At 44.4% G+C, this 16,390-nt stretch carries 15 protein-coding genes; 8 read left to right on the top strand and 7 right to left on the bottom strand.

What is annotated here, in order from left to right; translation table 11 throughout:
• Nucleotides 1-49 precede the first annotated feature (49 nt).
• Nucleotides 50-1,294, bottom strand: coding sequence for an MFS transporter (locus ACIFSR_RS33530; protein ID WP_339204103.1), 1,245 nt, complete (start codon nt 1,292-1,294; stop codon nt 50-52).
• A gap of 215 nt (nt 1,295-1,509) precedes the next feature.
• On the opposite strand from ACIFSR_RS33530, the gene ACIFSR_RS33525 reads away from it, so the two are divergent.
• Together ACIFSR_RS33525 and ACIFSR_RS33520 are read left to right on the top strand one after the other, a co-directional pair.
• Complete coding sequence (locus tag ACIFSR_RS33525; protein ID WP_430063528.1) at nt 1,510-2,685, top strand: exonuclease SbcCD subunit D; 1,176 nt, start codon at nt 1,510-1,512, stop codon at nt 2,683-2,685.
• A complete protein-coding gene (locus ACIFSR_RS33520; RefSeq protein WP_430063526.1) occupies nt 2,682-5,774 on the top strand; it encodes an AAA family ATPase in 3,093 nt (1,030 codons plus the stop codon). The genes ACIFSR_RS33525 and ACIFSR_RS33520 overlap by 4 nt, the downstream gene beginning before the upstream one ends.
• Nucleotides 5,775-5,852: 78 nt before the next feature.
• Here the strand turns inward: ACIFSR_RS33520 and ACIFSR_RS33515 are convergent, their stop codons facing one another.
• On the bottom strand, nt 5,853-6,350 hold the full coding sequence (locus ACIFSR_RS33515; protein WP_430063524.1) for a hypothetical protein: 498 nt from the start codon (nt 6,348-6,350) through the stop codon (nt 5,853-5,855).
• A 63-nt stretch (nt 6,351-6,413) separates the two neighbouring features.
• Between ACIFSR_RS33515 and ACIFSR_RS33510 the strand changes: the two genes are divergently transcribed.
• Entirely contained in the window at nt 6,414-6,794 is a 381-nt protein-coding gene (locus tag ACIFSR_RS33510) for a DUF423 domain-containing protein (RefSeq protein ID WP_430063522.1), read from the top strand.
• 151 nt (nt 6,795-6,945) lie between these two features.
• Nucleotides 6,946-8,847, top strand: a complete 1,902-nt coding sequence (locus tag ACIFSR_RS33505; protein ID WP_430063520.1) for a putative bifunctional diguanylate cyclase/phosphodiesterase — start codon at nt 6,946-6,948, stop codon at nt 8,845-8,847.
• Nucleotides 8,848-8,907: 60 nt separating this feature from the next.
• Here the strand turns inward: ACIFSR_RS33505 and ACIFSR_RS33500 are convergent, their stop codons facing one another.
• Nucleotides 8,908-9,450, bottom strand: coding sequence for a hypothetical protein (locus ACIFSR_RS33500; protein ID WP_430063518.1), 543 nt, complete (start codon nt 9,448-9,450; stop codon nt 8,908-8,910).
• 658 nt (nt 9,451-10,108) lie between these two features.
• On the opposite strand from ACIFSR_RS33500, the gene ACIFSR_RS33495 reads away from it, so the two are divergent.
• Together ACIFSR_RS33495 and ACIFSR_RS33490 are read left to right on the top strand one after the other, a co-directional pair.
• Nucleotides 10,109-11,305, top strand: coding sequence for a hypothetical protein (locus ACIFSR_RS33495; protein ID WP_430063516.1), 1,197 nt, complete (start codon nt 10,109-10,111; stop codon nt 11,303-11,305).
• Nucleotides 11,306-11,457: 152 nt separating this feature from the next.
• Entirely contained in the window at nt 11,458-12,063 is a 606-nt protein-coding gene (locus ACIFSR_RS33490; protein WP_430063514.1) for an S-Ena type endospore appendage, read from the top strand.
• A gap of 55 nt (nt 12,064-12,118) precedes the next feature.
• Here ACIFSR_RS33490 and ACIFSR_RS33485 read toward each other — a convergent pair whose 3' ends face one another.
• Both ACIFSR_RS33485 and ACIFSR_RS33480 read right to left on the bottom strand, forming a co-directional pair.
• On the bottom strand, nt 12,119-12,460 hold the full coding sequence (locus tag ACIFSR_RS33485; RefSeq protein ID WP_076270281.1) for a DUF3992 domain-containing protein: 342 nt from the start codon (nt 12,458-12,460) through the stop codon (nt 12,119-12,121).
• A gap of 27 nt (nt 12,461-12,487) precedes the next feature.
• Nucleotides 12,488-12,862, bottom strand: coding sequence for a DUF3992 domain-containing protein (locus ACIFSR_RS33480; RefSeq protein WP_430063512.1), 375 nt, complete (start codon nt 12,860-12,862; stop codon nt 12,488-12,490).
• 339 nt (nt 12,863-13,201) lie between these two features.
• Here ACIFSR_RS33480 and ACIFSR_RS33475 point away from each other — a divergent pair, with 339 nt between their 5' ends.
• Together ACIFSR_RS33475 and ACIFSR_RS33470 are read left to right on the top strand one after the other, a co-directional pair.
• A complete protein-coding gene (locus ACIFSR_RS33475) occupies nt 13,202-13,399 on the top strand; it encodes a hypothetical protein (RefSeq protein ID WP_430063510.1) in 198 nt (65 codons plus the stop codon).
• A 206-nt stretch (nt 13,400-13,605) separates the two neighbouring features.
• Nucleotides 13,606-13,911 (top strand): YunC family protein, encoded by a 306-nt coding sequence (locus ACIFSR_RS33470; RefSeq protein WP_076270277.1) that lies wholly within the window; start codon nt 13,606-13,608, stop codon nt 13,909-13,911.
• A gap of 81 nt (nt 13,912-13,992) precedes the next feature.
• On the opposite strand, the gene mtnA is transcribed toward ACIFSR_RS33470, so the two are convergent.
• Together mtnA and mtnK are read right to left on the bottom strand one after the other, a co-directional pair.
• Entirely contained in the window at nt 13,993-15,048 is a 1,056-nt protein-coding gene (gene mtnA / locus ACIFSR_RS33465) for an S-methyl-5-thioribose-1-phosphate isomerase (RefSeq protein ID WP_076270276.1), read from the bottom strand.
• A gap of 25 nt (nt 15,049-15,073) precedes the next feature.
• Nucleotides 15,074-16,285: an S-methyl-5-thioribose kinase gene (gene mtnK / locus ACIFSR_RS33460; RefSeq protein ID WP_430063508.1), complete on the bottom strand. Its 1,212-nt coding sequence runs from the start codon at nt 16,283-16,285 to the stop codon at nt 15,074-15,076.
• Between the last annotated feature and the right edge of the window lie 105 nt (nt 16,286-16,390).

Here is a 16,390-nt window from a genome sequence, read left to right as displayed (position 1 = left end):
AATGCCCCCGCAGGGTGCTGAGCTTCAGCACTGGCAGGGGCATTTCTATTTACAATACAGCATTCCTATTTCTAAGCATGCGATAAAGAATGATCGAAGTGACCGAGCAGGCAAGCGCACATGCCCCGATGAATAGATAACCGCCTTGCAGACCTGCAACGAGGCTGGCATGCGAGTTTTCAGTTCCGGCAAACAGCTGCTTCGTCCATTCTGTAATGGCGCCGATAGCGAGGTTGCCGATGACACTCGCTATACCCATTAAGGTTACGGTAAAGGTAATAGCGGTATCAGCGTTGTTCGGGTAACGTTTGGCAAGCAGGGCCATGACGGTTGGATAGATTGGGGCGATACCAACTCCTGCGAGTGCAAACAAAAAGGCACCTGGTTCACCGATGATAATGGCTGCAACTGAGCATAACCCAGAAAAAGCAGATAGTAAAATGAGCGATCTCGTGTAGCCAATTTTGTCAGTGACGGGACCGAGAACGAGCCTTGCGAGCATAAAGCAGAAGAAAAAGGCAGATAGCATTTTAGCCGACGCATCACCGCTCCAACCGTAAGCCTTCTCCAAAAAGTTAACGAGCCAACCGCCAACAGCAAGCTCCGATATTACTCCGAAAGATAGCACGACTACAATGAGCCAAGCGATCTTGTCACGAGCAAATTCCTTTAAAGAGATTCGATCCTCGTGTTTTTGCTCATCACCGGCATATTTTGCGAAAAGTCCTGGAAGCATGGGCAAAATCGAGAGCGCGAGCATAAGCATGTACATTCCCCGCCAGCCTAGCGCAGAACCAAATACTTGAACACCCATCAGCGAAGCAGCAATGATCGGAGCAAAGGTTGAGCTGAGCCCATAAAAAAAGTGTGCGAGGTTCATCATTGTGCCCGTGTTTTTGATGAAAATTCGAGCGGCAAGGATGGCTAGCGCGATTTCAAGCATCCCATTTCCGACATACATGAGGAAATAAGCAGATGAAAGTGAGGTGTAATTGGCTGCAAAATAGATGCAAACACCCGATACCGCCATAGAGCCAAATGTGAGCACCAAGGTGAGCTTCATGCCTGCTTTGCGGGTAAGCCACCCGGTAAAGCTGCATGCAAGCAAATAGCCAAGGGAGTTAAATGCTAACAAAATTCCGACTTGCAGCTCGTCAAGCTTCAACTCACTCTGCATTCTAGGAAGAGCAGGCCCTTTAATATTTTCAGAGAAGCCAAAGATGAGGAAACCTCCGAATACGACAGTAAGCAGCAGTATGTAGTTTTTGGATAAAGTAGATGTGAAACGAGACAATTTGGTAGTCCTCCATCGTTGTCATTATAATAGGAGTAGAGTTTGATAAACGTATGCCGTGTCTAACTTTATCGTGTATTTATGCGATGTGCAATAGATAGCGGAAAGCAATTTCAGCTTTACTATGCGGCATGATGAATCGGATGTTAAAATAAATGATAGACCAATAACGTGTTAAGATAGATAGAAATGCAAGGAAGGGATGTTTGTGACGAATGAAGCTATTTCATACTGCGGACTGGCATTTGGGCAAGCTCGTTCAAGGCGTATATATGACAGAGGATCAGCGTTATGTTCTGATGCAGCTGCTGCAAGCAATCGAAATCGAACGGCCGGATGCGGTCATTATTGCTGGCGATCTCTATGATCGGGCTGTGCCGCCTACGGAAGCGGTAGAATTGCTTGATGAGCTGCTCAGCCGAATCGTAATCGAATTAGGTACGCCAGTGCTTGCAATATCAGGGAATCACGACAGTCCAGACCGTATTAATTTTGGTACAAAAATGATGGAAAATCGCGGTTTATATTTGGCGGGACAGCTTCGCAAAACGCTCGGACCAGTCGTGCTAAATGATGAATTCGGCGAGGTTCACTTCCATCTTGTTCCGTACGCAGATCCGGCGCAAGTACGCTACGAGTTTGGCGATGAATCGATAAAAACGCATGACGATGCGATGCGGGCAGTTACAGCAAACATTGCTGAGTCTATGAATCCAGAAGCTCGGCATGTGTTTGTCGGGCATGCTTTTGTTACGGCAACCGGAGAGCCGGAGCTTAATACAAGCGACTCCGAGCGGCCATTGTCTGTTGGCGGAGCTGAACATGTGAGTGCGGCTTATTTTGAAAAATTTAATTATACAGCGCTTGGACATTTGCATCAGGCCCATTTCGTTCGCAATCACAAGATAAGGTATGCGGGTTCCCCGCTTAAATATTCGATTTCTGAGGAAAACCACGCGAAGGGTTATTTCGTCATTGAGCTTAAGGAAGCGGGTGAAGTAGAGATTGAGAAGCGCGAGCTGCTTCCGCTTCGCAACATGCGCCGTATAACTGCTACTATCGAAGAGATAACGAAGCATGAAATAAACGAGGATTATGTTTTTGTTACTCTTTTGAATGATAATCCCGTATTGTTTCCAATGGAGAAGGTGCGTGCGGTTTATCCGAATGCGCTTCATGTGGAACGCAGGCCATTATTTTCAGGCAGCCATTCGAGCGATGGCAGCAGGTTGGACGCTGGAGTGGCAAAAGGACGGCGTGAGGCTGATCCAATCGAACTGTTTGCAGCTTTTTATCAAGAAGTAAAGCAGCAACCACTCTCGGAAGCGAAAAAACAGTTGTTTGCGAATACGTATGCAGAGCTGCTGCGTGAGGAAGGAGGTATGCTATGAGGCCAATCAAATTAACAATGACAGCTTTCGGCTCCTATCGAGACACGGAAACGATTGATTTCAGCATGCTGGAGGATCGACGCCTGTTTGTTATTTCAGGCAATACAGGCGCAGGGAAAACGTCAATTTTTGATGCGATTTGTTTTGCTATCTATGGAACGGCTAGTGGAGAGGATCGAGCTGATCCCCGTATGCTTCGCAGTCATTTTGCTGCAGAAGAAATACACACCGCGGTTCATTTCGATTTCGCTATCGGTCGCAGAAGCTACTTGGTCCTTAGGCAGATGCCTCATCGCAAGGGCGGGAACAAAAGTGAAACAGGTGGTAAATGCGAGCTGTACGAGACGACTAGCGGGGAACCTATTCCAGCTGTAGACCGCTTTATTTTGTCAGACGTGAATGCTAAGCTGGAGCAGATTATTGGCCTCACCAAGGAGCAATTCAGTCAGATTGTCATGCTTCCACAAGGAGAATTTCGAAAGCTGCTGACTTCCGATACGGATAATAAGGAAGAGATTTTGCGCCGAATTTTTCGGACAGAGCTGTATGAGCGTTTGGAAAATCGTTTTCAGCAAAAAAACCGTGCGCTGCAGGATCACCTGAAAGAAGCAAAAGCGACTCTTAATGCTTATATGAAGCAAGTGCAAGAGGCGCTGCCAGAGCGAGAAAATAGTAAGCTTGTTGAAACCTTTAAGCAGGAAATATATAGTGCGACGCAAGTGACGGACGCTTTGGCGCTGGAGTTCGATTTTTATAAGAAGCTTGCAGGAGATGCGGAAGAGCAAAAGGAGCTGCTTGGAGGAAGGCTAGAAGCGGCTGAAGTGCAGCTGAGGGTTGCGATGACGCTTAATAGCAAGTACGAGGAGCATGCGAGGAAGCGGACGCAGCTTGAGCAGCTGGATGGTCAGAAGCCGGAATATGGCTTGAAGGAGCAGCGGCTGGCGCTTGCTGAAAAAGCAGCCCATTTGGCTCCTTATCAGGAGCATGCTGAACGAACCGCTGCTGATGTGAAGTTGAAGCGGGAACAATTTGCTACGAGGCAAGCGGAGCTGGAAACCACGGAGCGCGATTTTAAGCTTGTAGTTGAGCGGTTTGCAGTAGAAGAGCAGCGCGGCGAGGAACGGCGTGAAGCGGAACGTGAGCTTAGCAAATTGCTAGAGATGGCTCCAATCGTAAGAACGCTCGCTAGTCAGCAGCAAGCGATCGACAAGCTCGTACTTGCGGAGAAGGCTTGTACAACTAAGCTTGAGGCAATGGATGCAGAGCTTATAAAGCTGCGAGAAGCGAAGCTCGCTGCAAATGCACAAGTGAAGGAAACAGAGCTTGAAACGGCAGAGCTGACAGATAAGCTGGATCAGCTGCGTCTTATTGAGCAGCAGGGGAAACAATTAAAGCGAGTAGTTGACGTCGAGAAAGAAATGACGAGAATCGCTCTATTAGAGAAAGAATTCGCTCAAACTCTCAGCAAAGCAAAAGACAACCACGATCAGCTTGAGGCTGCATGGCTTGAGGGGCAAGCGTCACTGCTGGCTGCCCATCTGCATGAGGGCATGCCTTGTCCTGTGTGCGGCAGTGAGGAGCATCCAGCAAAGTCAGTCATCCATTCAGAGATTCCTTCTCGTGAACGGCTGCAAGAGGCAAAATTACAATTAGCCGCAGTGGAGCGGGAATGGCTTGAAGCGCGAGCACAAGCAGCTGCAGCACAAGCAACACGCGAGGATGGTGCTAAAGAGCTGGCGGAATTTGGATTGAAAGCCGTCATGCTGGAGGAGCAACGAACGCAGCTGCTGCAGCTTTGGCGCGGCCTTAAGGAAGAAACGGACAAGCTTCTATTGAAAGTGAAGCAGCTTCCTGAGCTCAAGCAGTTGATCGAACGTCAGGAGCAGCAGCTCGAGAAGCAACAGCTTAGTAAGGAACAACTACAGCAGGAGCAGCAGCGCTTAATCGTTGAGCGAACGTCACAGCAATCGGCGCTGCAGCAGGAGCTGGGCCGCATCCCAGAAACACTGCGTACTCCTGAGAAGCTGACTGAAAAACTAAATGAGCAGCAGGTAGTTTATGACCGAATGTCAGCAGCTTGGAAGTCTGTTCAAGAGCAGCAGCAAAAAATGACAGCGAAGCTGGCCGAACAGAAAGCATATGCCGTGCAATCCGAGCAGCAGCAGCAAGAATCTGAAAAAAACAGGCAGCTAGCAGATCAGCGATTGCTGGATGAGCTCGTGAAAGCGGGTTTTGACACGGTTCAGCAATATCGAGCAGCAGCTTTGCCTGACCCAGCTAGAGAACAGTTGAAAAAAGAAATTGCCGCATACCAAGCAGCCGTTGCTTCACTTATGCAGCAGCTGGTTGAACTGCAAAGCGAGCTTGCAGGCAAACCTAGAGTGGATCTGTCGCAGCTTCAGGAGCAGCTTGCTGCTTTGAAGCAGCAGCAGGAAAAACTATTTGCCGCCGTACAAACGGCAATACGGACCGGTCAAGTTGCTGAGCGACTTGCCATTTCAATTGGAAAAGCCAATGATTATGTGAGCGAGCTAGAGGCTAAGCTTGAAGAGGTCATGGATGTATTCCAGATGTTGAAAGGGGATAATGCGCTCAAGGTATCGTTCGAGCGCTATATTCTAATCGAGTTTTTGGAGCAGATTCTCTTTGCTGCCAATTCGCGTTTGCATGATTTATCGAATGGGCAATTTATGTTGCAAAGAAGTGACCGCCTTGAAACTCGAGGCAAGCAAAGCGGACTAGGCCTCGATGTCTATGATGCGTATACGGGTCAGAATCGTGACGTGAAAACTTTGTCCGGCGGTGAGAAGTTTAACGCCTCGTTATGCCTTGCACTTGGAATGACGGATGTTATTCAATCCCACATGGGCGGCGTGACAATTGAAATGATGTTCATTGATGAGGGCTTTGGTTCACTGGATGAGGAATCGCTTCAGAAAGCTATTACAGCGCTTGTTGATTTGCAGAAATCTGGGAGAATGATCGGTGTTATATCTCACGTTCAGGAGCTTAAGGATGCATTTCCGGCTTGCCTTGAGGTTAATAAGACGAAGGAAGGTTTTAGTCGGACGAAATTAACGGTGAGATAAGCGGCATAAATAAGAAAAGCCTGCTTCGAGCGCTCCATTGAGGCTGAGACAGACTTTTTACAGCTGGCCGAAATTTAATTAGGCAACCGATGAAGCAATAGAAGCAGAGCCTACAAAAAATAAGGCAATACCGCCTACAAATACGACAACGTTAAGTACAATGCCAATAACGCCAAACGTTTTACGACGCTTGCTTGAGACGGCACCGATAATGGCTAATATAAGACCTACAAGGGAGAGTAGCCCTGCTCCAAAAATACAAACGATGGTAAGCATCATAGAAACAAGAACTTCTTGACCAAGGGCTTCGATTGAAGCTTGAAAAGCTGCTCTATCAGAAGGGTCTGCTATAATGATGTCTGTATTTGCGATCTGATCAGCGAATGAGAAGCCTGAGACGATTGCAATAATAAGCAATACGGCTGAGAGCAGCCCAATGATGAAGGATGTAATGCCAATTCCTGAATGTTTCTTAGGACCTTCATAGATGGTTTGGTCATTTGAGAAAACGGGTCTTGAACCATAAGGCTCATTGCTGGAAGATGGATTAGCATTGTTATTGGTTTCATTTTCCATTTATATCAGCTCCTTTACTAATTACGGTAAAATTATACACAAATACGAGAGGATTGAAAACAAATGTTTCCAAAATATTTTGCAATCGGAGCAATAAACGCGGCTTTAGCCATTGCTTTAGGCGCATTCGGAGCACATGGATTAGAAAAACAATTGAGTGATCATTATTTAGAGGTTTTTGAAACAGGAGTTCGTTATCACATGTACAGCGCACTCGGTTTAATGCTAATTTCCTTGTTCGCAAAACAAATGGGGACGAGCAAGCTTGCTTTAAATGGCGGTCGATTAATTCTAACAGGAATGATCATTTTTAGCGGCAGTTTGTACGTATTATCGCTTACGAGCTTTAGCAAGCTTGGCATGATTACACCTATTGGCGGCGTTGCGATTATTGCTGGCTGGATATGTATTATTACCGCAGCACTTAAGAAAGAAAGTAATTAGTTAGAAATAAATAATGAATTGACGACATATTACTCTGTATTACAACAAATAAACAAGCTGCTTTAGTAAATATTTCTATACCAGAGCGCGTACATCGTTTATAATAAAGCGAACACTGACTTGACTCGAAATAGAGGAAGGACGTTTGTGCGTGACGAAACGGATAGATGGTTTTCCTGATAGAAAGCGGCAACTCCTCAAGCAATCATTGAATGGATCGTTGGTTGTTAGCTGTTTGCTGGCAGCACTCGGGTTGGTCTGGATTATCGTATCATTTACATTAATTTCTAACACGATGTACAAATGGACCGCTTTGGCCATCGCTGCATCGTTAATCGTAACTGCAGTAATTGTTTATATAAAGCGAAATGTGACGTTTAGCTTCCAAAATTATCATACGGCAATTGTAGAGACCTTGCTTCGTTCAGAAGCCGTTCCGCTGGCGATATTGGATAAAAACGGGATTGTCATGGAGTTGAACGAAGCGTCTGGCCGTACACTTGGCTATGACCGAACCGAGCTTCTCGGAGAAACGATTTTGCGATTAGTCGAGCCAGGCAGCCGGCAATTGCTGCAAGAAACATTTGAGCATGCTTTGCTTGGAGAAACGAAACAGATCAATATTAACATTACGCATGGTTCAGGCTTTCCGCTCGAGCTTCAAGTTGTTTGCTCACCTATGATACAGATGGATGAAGTCATCGGAACGGTAGTAATAAGCCAGGATTTAAGCGATCGCAAACGTAATCTTGAACGAATTCGCTATATGGCTTATCACGATGATATGACCGGATTGCCGAATCGCACTTTGTTTCAAATGAAACTGACGGAGACGTTGACAAGGGCGAAGGAAGAAGAACGTATCGTTGGTATTTGTTATTTGGATTTAGATCGCTTCAAGCTGGTCAATGCATCCTTTGGACGCGAATTTGGTGATATTCTTCTCATGCAAGTTGCAGAAAGACTAAATCGAGATCTTGATGACAATGATTTTGCAGCGCGTATGGAAGGCGATGAATTTGCTTTATTATTTTGCAATTTACGATCGGAGAAGCATTTGCTTGAGCTGTGCAGAAATCTCCTCAGGTCGATTGAAGAGCCCTATGAGCTGAGCGGCTTCCCGTTACATATTACAGCGAGTATTGGTTTGGTTACAAACCGCAACGCGGATGATGATAGTTATTCGCTTATCAAGAAAGCAGATATGGCGCTTGTCAAAGTGAAGGAAAGCGGGAAAAATGATTGCCTGCTTTATTCGGAGGACTGGAGCAATTCGTCATTGGAGCGACTTACGCTGCAGCATGAGATGTACCGCGCTATTCAGCGCGAAGAATTCATTTTGCATTATCAACCGCAATATGATTTGAGCTCAGGTACTATGGTTGGCGTAGAGGCGCTAGTAAGATGGAATCATCCGATTAAAGGCATGATACCGCCAGGGAACTTTATACCGTTAGCTGAAGAGAGCGGCATGATTGTCCAAATAGGCGATTGGGTACTGGAAGAGGCCTGCCGTCAAAACAAAGCATGGCAAGATGCTGGATTGCCACTAATGCCGGTATCCGTCAATTTATCGATTAGGCAATTTGTTCAAACGGATCTCGCAGGCAAGGTAGCGGCAGTACTTGAGAAAACAGGCCTCGATCCAAAATACTTGGATCTGGAAATCACGGAGTCGATGACGATGGATGTGAGCCATGTGTCTCGCTGTTTGCTCGACTTAACGGCATTAGGCGTTAATATTAGCGTTGATGATTTTGGCACAGGCTATAGTTCATTCCATTATTTGAAAAACTTCCCGATTGATCGGTTGAAAATTGACCGTTCCTTCGTACGTGATATTCAGCAGGACCCGAGTGATGCAGAAATCGTTGCTGCAATTATTGCAATGGCTCATAACCTGAATATTCAGGTTATCGCAGAAGGCGTGGAGACTGAAGGGCAAATGGAGTTTCTTCGCAAGCATAAATGCGATGAAATGCAGGGCTTCTTTTGGAGTCCGCCTGTATCAAGTGACAACATTGAACAAATGTTATCTCCGGGTTATGCATAAAAAAACCGTTCTATGGCTGATAAACAGTCATTGGAACGGTTTTTCTATTTCATGCGTGGATTAGTAAGAAAAGTCTTCAATTTCGTTCATTCGAAACGTATACACTTGCTTCTCGTCGACATGATAAACGGTAATAATATTTTCCGACTCATCCATATTAATGATTCGGCAAGGAATGCTGAGCGTAATACCTAAGCCTTTATTAATGAGGAGCCGGATTAAGGTATTGTTTTTCATGAGTGCTCTTATTTTGTCGTAATAGCTTAAAGCTTCCAGAGCATCTGCTGCTGGCTTGTCAGCCTTCTTAGCGTCTTTTGTTTTCTCAGGAATGGTGGTTGAAGTTCCGTTAGGCTGTATGCTGTCAGCATCTTTAGTTAGGTTAGGCGGCAAAGGAATTTCTCGTGTGGAGCTTGTATTGTTCTTGCGATGTTCGATTTGCTCTCCAAGTTGGATGCCAGATAATATACGGAAATCAACAAAGTCAGAACCATTTAGCGAATGAAGCAATTGCTCAAGCGCTGCAGCGTTGTTTTTCCCTTCTACAAGCACCTCAATATTAAAAATAAAGGATGCTCGGTCTTGTGAAGAGTTATGTTTTTCCATAGGACCTCCGGACGATTCGATATAGTACTAATATACCACTAAATCGATTTTTCATGTAGTAGTGAGCAGCGATAACTCGAGTGATGCAAGAAAATGTATCCGCATTCAAATGGATAGATACAGGAATTAGATTAAATCTGTGCTATACGGTATAAAGACCTAACTAGTTATAATAAAGTTATGGCTGATCTATTTTAGCATATATTATTATTTCTTTGAAACATTAAACGAAAGTTGTGATGTAAAGATTAAATGCAGAATAAATGTAAAATTTTATAAAAATAAAAAAATGGATTGTTGGTCTCGATATATTATATGGTCTTTGTATGGGAAGGGTTAGACAGGTTAAAAGTAGTGAAAAAGCTAGAGTCACTTTGCCTTATTGAAGGTAGAAGTGGCTCTATTTTTAGGTATGCTCCAAATGACTATTATTTGGAAGATAAGGCTTGAGTACAATCAATAACTGAGGAAAATTCATTTACTATTAATAGAGTCTGCCGATAGAGGGGGAGAATATTCTCTGTTTCTGGGAGAATTTTTATTTTAAACGATTTGTTTTATATAGATTAATGATAGGGAAATTGGGATTGAATATTTTCATCGATTCTAATTTTTAATGATATATGTATTCAAGATTGTTGTACAAAGGATGGGGCTAATGGATATGTATTGTGGCAGCTCAAAACTTAACAGATCGCAATGTTCAAGTAGCAATTGTTCATGCTCCGGTTCATTAAGCTGCGACGGATCGCGTAAGAAGGGGATTACTGGCGCGACGGGGGCGACAGGTGTAACGGGAGTGACGGGTGCAACAGGAGCAACAGGCACGACAGGAGCGACGGGGGTAGGAGTAACGGGTGCAACTGGAGCAACCGGAGCTACAGGTGCGACGGGAGTAGGAGAGACGGGTGCAACGGGTGCAACGGGAGCAACCGGTGCTACAGGAGCTACGGGAGTAGGAGTAACGGGTGCAACGGGAGCAACCGGAGCTACAGGTGCGACGGGAGTAGGAGAGACGGGTGCAACGGGAGCAACCGGTGCGACAGGAGCTACGGGAGTAGGAGTAACGGGTGCAACTGGGGCAACGGGCACGACAGGAGCTACGGGAGTAGGAGTGACCGGAGCAACCGGTGCAACGGGCACGCAGGGAGCTACGGGAGTAGGAGCAACCGGTGCAACGGGCACGACAGGAGCTACGGGAGTAGGAGTGACCGGAGCAACTGGAGCAACGGGCACGACAGGAGCTACGGGAGTAGGAGTGACCGGAGCAACCGGAGCAACGGGCACGACAGGAGCTACGGGAGTAGGAGTAACCGGAGCAACAGGGGCTACAGGTACCACAGGAGCAACCGGAGCTACTGGCCCGAACTTTGCTGCTGAAGGGTTTTCGGCATATTTGTCTACTCTTACTTTATCAGCAACGGGTCAGCTTATTAACTGGTCTGTAGCGAATCCTTATTATGGAAATGCGAATTTCAATGCCACAACTGGCAATTACACGATACCGGTCACTGGTAGATATTCTATTTTAGCAACAGTAAATTATATAACGACTGCAGCAATTGGCGTAAGCCTCGGAGCTGGAATAAACCCTTTCTTTATAGTTCAAAGAACATCGCCTACTACAACAAGTTTGGTTACGGGATTATTACCTATTTTGAATGTTAATATTGCGTTGCTTCTAACATTGAGAGCTGTACTTGGTAATGGAACAGTAACTTTGGCAGGTGAGGTTACGCTCTCCGCTGGAGATGTTATTGGGCTTTACTACAATGCGAACGGTCTGACAATATCACTTAATATAGGTGGCGGTTCTACGAATGGTGTGGTTTGGTCCATGCACGAGCTTACGTAATAATCAATCATACATTTCGATAATGGAGGTCAAATCTACTAGGCATATGACCTCTTTTGGAATAAATTCAGATAATGTATAACCATGTGCCGGAAAGATACATTTAATATAAGTATGAACAGGAATATGTGTTTTTTGAAAGAGGGGGGAATATGCTGAAAAGGAGATACTGTTCAAGGAAAAAGCCCTTATTTGAATCAATGAATGTTCTCATGGTGAAACCCTCTTTTATACAAATAAATAAACAAAAATCAAAATATATAATAAAGAAAAAATGCTGTAAAAAAAGAGCCCGAAGGAAGAGATGTTTCCCGATACTTCCGTGCCCTCCTAAGCGATGTCACAGACCAAGTCCGAGACCATGTCCAAGGCCGTGTCCTAGACCTTGCCCGGATCCACCTTGTGTTGATCCTGCGACTATGCTGGTCGAAAAAGAATGCTGTGGAAATATATTACTCCAGGGTAATCTAACGGGACTTCAAATATGGGAGACAGATATTGAAGCAAAAGTTAAGGCGGCGCAAATTACTATATACTCGAGTCCATCGAGCACAGATCCTTTGGAAGTAGAAATTGTTGGTACAGAAACTAAACTAATGATTGTACCACCTGGTAATACGGTTAATTTTATTGGTGAAGGCATTAAGTCCGTAAAAGTTTCTGCAAAAGGCAATGAATTACTTTATATTGAGGGGAAATATGTAATTTCAACTACGATTGCTCTGCATTCGAACCCTATTCCATTAAATGAACAATAATAAAGGGTGGTTCTTCAATAAATGAAGAACCATCCTTTATTATTGAGCTATAAGATTAAAGACTATAACGGACAGTAATACAAAACTCCCCTTGTGCTGCTGCCGTCGTAGTTAAGGAAATGGTATTAAATCGTGCTACCGTAAATGATGCACTGCCTCCAACAGGAATAACTATGGTTTGAATAGCTGCTACGATTCCTGTTCTGAAGAAGTTTACTGTTAATGGTGCTGTACCAGTTTCATATTTAACATATCCTGTACCATTGATGGTTTGTGATATATTGTCCGAATAAATGATTTGGGTCCCAGCTGCAGCTAATTGCCAATTCGAGCACACTTTATCTTGCACAATGACTTTGTCTGAGCAACAACTAAGTGTAGAATTTGTTTCACACATATTCCTTTATCCCTCCACTCGTTTATTTTATTGGACAGGGTAACGGGTAGTTATGCAGAACTCCCCTTGATAGGTACCTGGTGAAGCTGCTGGAAGCGTTATTTGAATGGCACTGAAGCGCCTATACGTAAAAGCAAGACTCGTTCCGGGAGAGAGTGTAAATGGAGCAGCATTGATTGGAGTTCCCGTGCTGTCGAGAAAATTAAATGTAATATCATCTGGACCTATGTCGTATTGCAAATACCCGGTACCGACAATATTTTGATTAATATTATTTGTGAATACGACAACTAGGACGTCAGCAGCGACAACGGTGCCACTCCAGGGTGTACATACTTTATCTTGCACAAAGTTTTTATCAGCACAACACGTTAAAGCAGTTGCAGAATTATTACAACCCATACCTAAATCCCTCCTATTTATAATTTCTAACTATTTAATGCAGGCATTAACCTGCTCGCTTGGACATCTGCCTGAGGTAGGAAATATCTTTTAAACAAGAAGTTATTCGTTATTGCAATTTCTATAGGTAATAGAATCAGAAAAGGATGCTTACTCGTTTTAGGAGGAGCAAATGAATAAACACTTCGCCTTTATTGATATTTATTAGTTCTTTACGAAGTAGGACACTGGTATGATCTCCAATCTAAGTATATACATAGAGGTCTTACTGGCGAAACAAATGACGATGATAGGCAGCGTGTTGCTGCGATTTGGGATGGAGAATGGCATGACATAGAATTGCTGGATAAGTCTGATGCGGAATTGAAGGAATATCTGACAGAAGTAATTGATGATTACAATGTATACACAGGTGGAAAAATCAATGGAAATTTGATTAAACATGCGATAACAGAGGCTAAGAAGATTAAAGAAGAACTAAATTTTAATGAAATACGTTTAAATGGAATAATTAAAATGAAAAATAATAAAATCTAGTCTGTATAGCCATGCGACTCCCAACATGCAACAAGAGCTGGCAGTGCAGATTGATTGACTTATAAATTTGTGACCGCATTTGTGATTTCACCCCTCAACCACTGCATAAATAAGCAAACATCCAACACTGCAAACTTACTTTTGCATATACTGATGTTGCAGTGCATTGCCTTTTACATTATGTAAAAGAAGGGGGTGGATCCTATATGATGCGGATGGTTCCTTTCACACTGGAGAATGGAGAAACCGTACTTGGCGTTGAAGTGAAGCTGCCCAAAACAACTTTGCTCGCTATCATGACGGACAAAGGATATATTATGTGCGGTGCGCTTGATGTTTCTCTGCTTAATGAGCGACTCAAAGACCGGGAAATTATAGCTGGCAGAGCTGTCGGAGTAAAAACGTTGGAAGAGTTGATGGAAGCCCCTTTGGAATCCGTTACTTTAACAGCAGAGACAAAGGGTGTTGTAGTAGGCATGAAAGGCTCGGAAGCGCTCCAATTGATGCTTTAACAAAAAGAAAACAAAGAGCCCCAATCAAGCTGTACGCGTAAATGCCGCGAACAACGGATTAGGGCTTTTATTATCTAGTGATTATTCAAAAAGTTTGCGAAGATTAACATCGTATGGCGCTTGGACGATGCCTTTTTCAGTAATAATGGCAGTTACATATTCATTAGGCGTTACGTCGAAGGCCGGATTGTATACTTTAATGCCCTGAGGAGCAGTACGTTTGCCGAAGCCTTCTGTAATTTCTTCCGCGTTGCGTTCTTCAATTGGAATTTCAGAACCAGTCGGCGTATTCAAATCAATTGTGGAAAGAGGACTTGCTACATAAAAAGGAATGCCGTGAGCTTTAGCGAGTACAGCTACGCTGTACGTTCCGATTTTGTTAGCTACATCACCATTTGCAGCAACGCGGTCAGTACCTACGATAACCGCATCTACCCAGCCCTTAGCCATAATCATACCCGCCATGTTGTCGCAAATAAGCGTCACATCGACGCCTGCCTGCTGCAATTCAAATGCTGTTAACCGAGCGCCTTGAAGGACAGGACGCGTCTCGTCAGCATATACACGCAGTGTAATACCGCGTTCCAAGGCTAAGTAGAAGGGTGCAAGAGCTGTGCCGTATTTAGCCGTAGCCAAGCCGCCAGCATTACAGTGTGTCAAAACGCCCATATCATCTTTAAACAATGATAGTGCATGTTCACCGATCATTCTGTTTGTTTCTTCATCTTCGCTTTGAATCGCGATTGCTTCCGTTAGCAAAGCGGCTTTGCTTTCCTCAAGCGACAAGCCTTTCTCGATGTAAGAAGCGGCAGCTGCTTTCATGCGATCAAGTGCCCAGAACAAGTTAACAGCGGTTGGTCTTGAAGTCGCGAGATATTCTGCTTGCTTGACGACTTGCGCGAGCCATGCCTCAGTGGTTTGCTCATCTCGGCTGCCTAGAACGACGCCGTAAGCTGCTGAAATGCCGATGGCTGGAGCTCCGCGTACTTTTAAGTGACGAATCGCTTCCCATACATCTTCTGCTGTCGTTAAAGGCAAATAAACGATTTCTTCTGGCAAAAGCCGTTGGTCAAGTAAATCAAGCCTGTCTTCGGTCCAGATAACCGATTGCAAGCCAGCATAATTATTTGTTGTCATGGTGTCATTTCCTCTCTGTGTTCAATCATTTATTTGCAAGTGATAAGGCAACGTCAATAATTTCCTCAATGGATTGCGTATTGCGGTTGTTGCGAATCAGCGATGTTCCAATAGCAAGAGCGAGGCGCTGAGCTTTCTCTTTAGCAGCTGCATCAGGGATACGATCTACATCGATTACATGAGACAAACCGACGATTCGGCGTACGATTTTACAGCCTGCAAAACCAACAGCGTCCTGCAGCAAACGATTCATATAGTAATCTTGGTAGCCTGGTGTTGAAGAAGCAATACGATCGAGACCATGCTCATCCCATAATGCACGGAATTTTTGATCGAATAGGTTCCACACATCACGCACCGAATCGGTCAAATAACGACGGAAGTCATTTCTCGTTTCACTATCCGTGCTCCAATGCTCTTGCCCTGCAAAGTTGAGAAGCAAATTCGCAATAACAGCACCGATATCAAAGCCGATAGGGCCATAATAAGCGAATTCAGGATCGATGACCTTTGTAGATTCAGGCGTTACGAAAACACTGCCCGTATGAAGATCGCCATGCAACAGCGCTTGTGCATTTGTTAAAAATTTGTCTCGTAGAATCGCTACTTCAAAATGAAGCTGTGAATCCTGCCAAAGCGTCTCAGCAGCATCCTGAATAGCTGGATCAAAGCTGTTGTTAGGCGAATTCGTATAAGGATCGTCGAATATGAGATCCTCTGTTATTTTACATAACTCAGGATTAATAAAAGCTTTTACGCGCTGCTTCTTTTCCTGCTGGTTCATGCCAAGATCAGAGGTGAAAAATAAAGTCCGCGCCATAAATGTTGAAATATCGTCCGCGAATTTAGGATAACGTGTTCCGCCAATCAACCCTTGACGCATGATAATATGATCGCTGAGATCTTCCATAATGGTGAGATAGAGCTCAGGGTCATATTTATAAACGTTTGGAACAAGTCCAGGAGCAAGCTCGCCTTCCAAAATAAGCTTATCACTTTCAATACGTGCACGATCGAGTGTAAGCGGCCAAGACTCACCAACAACTTTAGCATAAGGAAGCGCCTGTTTCATAATAAGGCTCTTGCCGCTGCTAGAATCAACGATGTGGAAAACCAAGTTTAAATTACCGTCTCCAATTTCTCGGCTGGTTAAACTTGCCCCCTTTGGGAAATAACCGTCAAGCGAAAGAGCTATTTGAATGGCTTCTTTTTCTGTTAATGGATGATATGCAGACACGGCTGTCCACCTCCGGTTTATAGTAGTTGGGCAGCAATGCCCAGTATTCATCTCAACATAGTATAATGTATATTATTTCGCCTTGGAATACCCTCATTTGATATA

It is taken from the genome of Paenibacillus sp. NRS-1760 (assembly GCF_050467785.1).
GTDB lineage: Bacteria > Bacillota > Bacilli > Paenibacillales > Paenibacillaceae > Pristimantibacillus.
The sequence above is the reverse complement of the archived record's forward strand: the minus strand, read 5'-3'. Positions and strand labels throughout refer to the sequence as shown.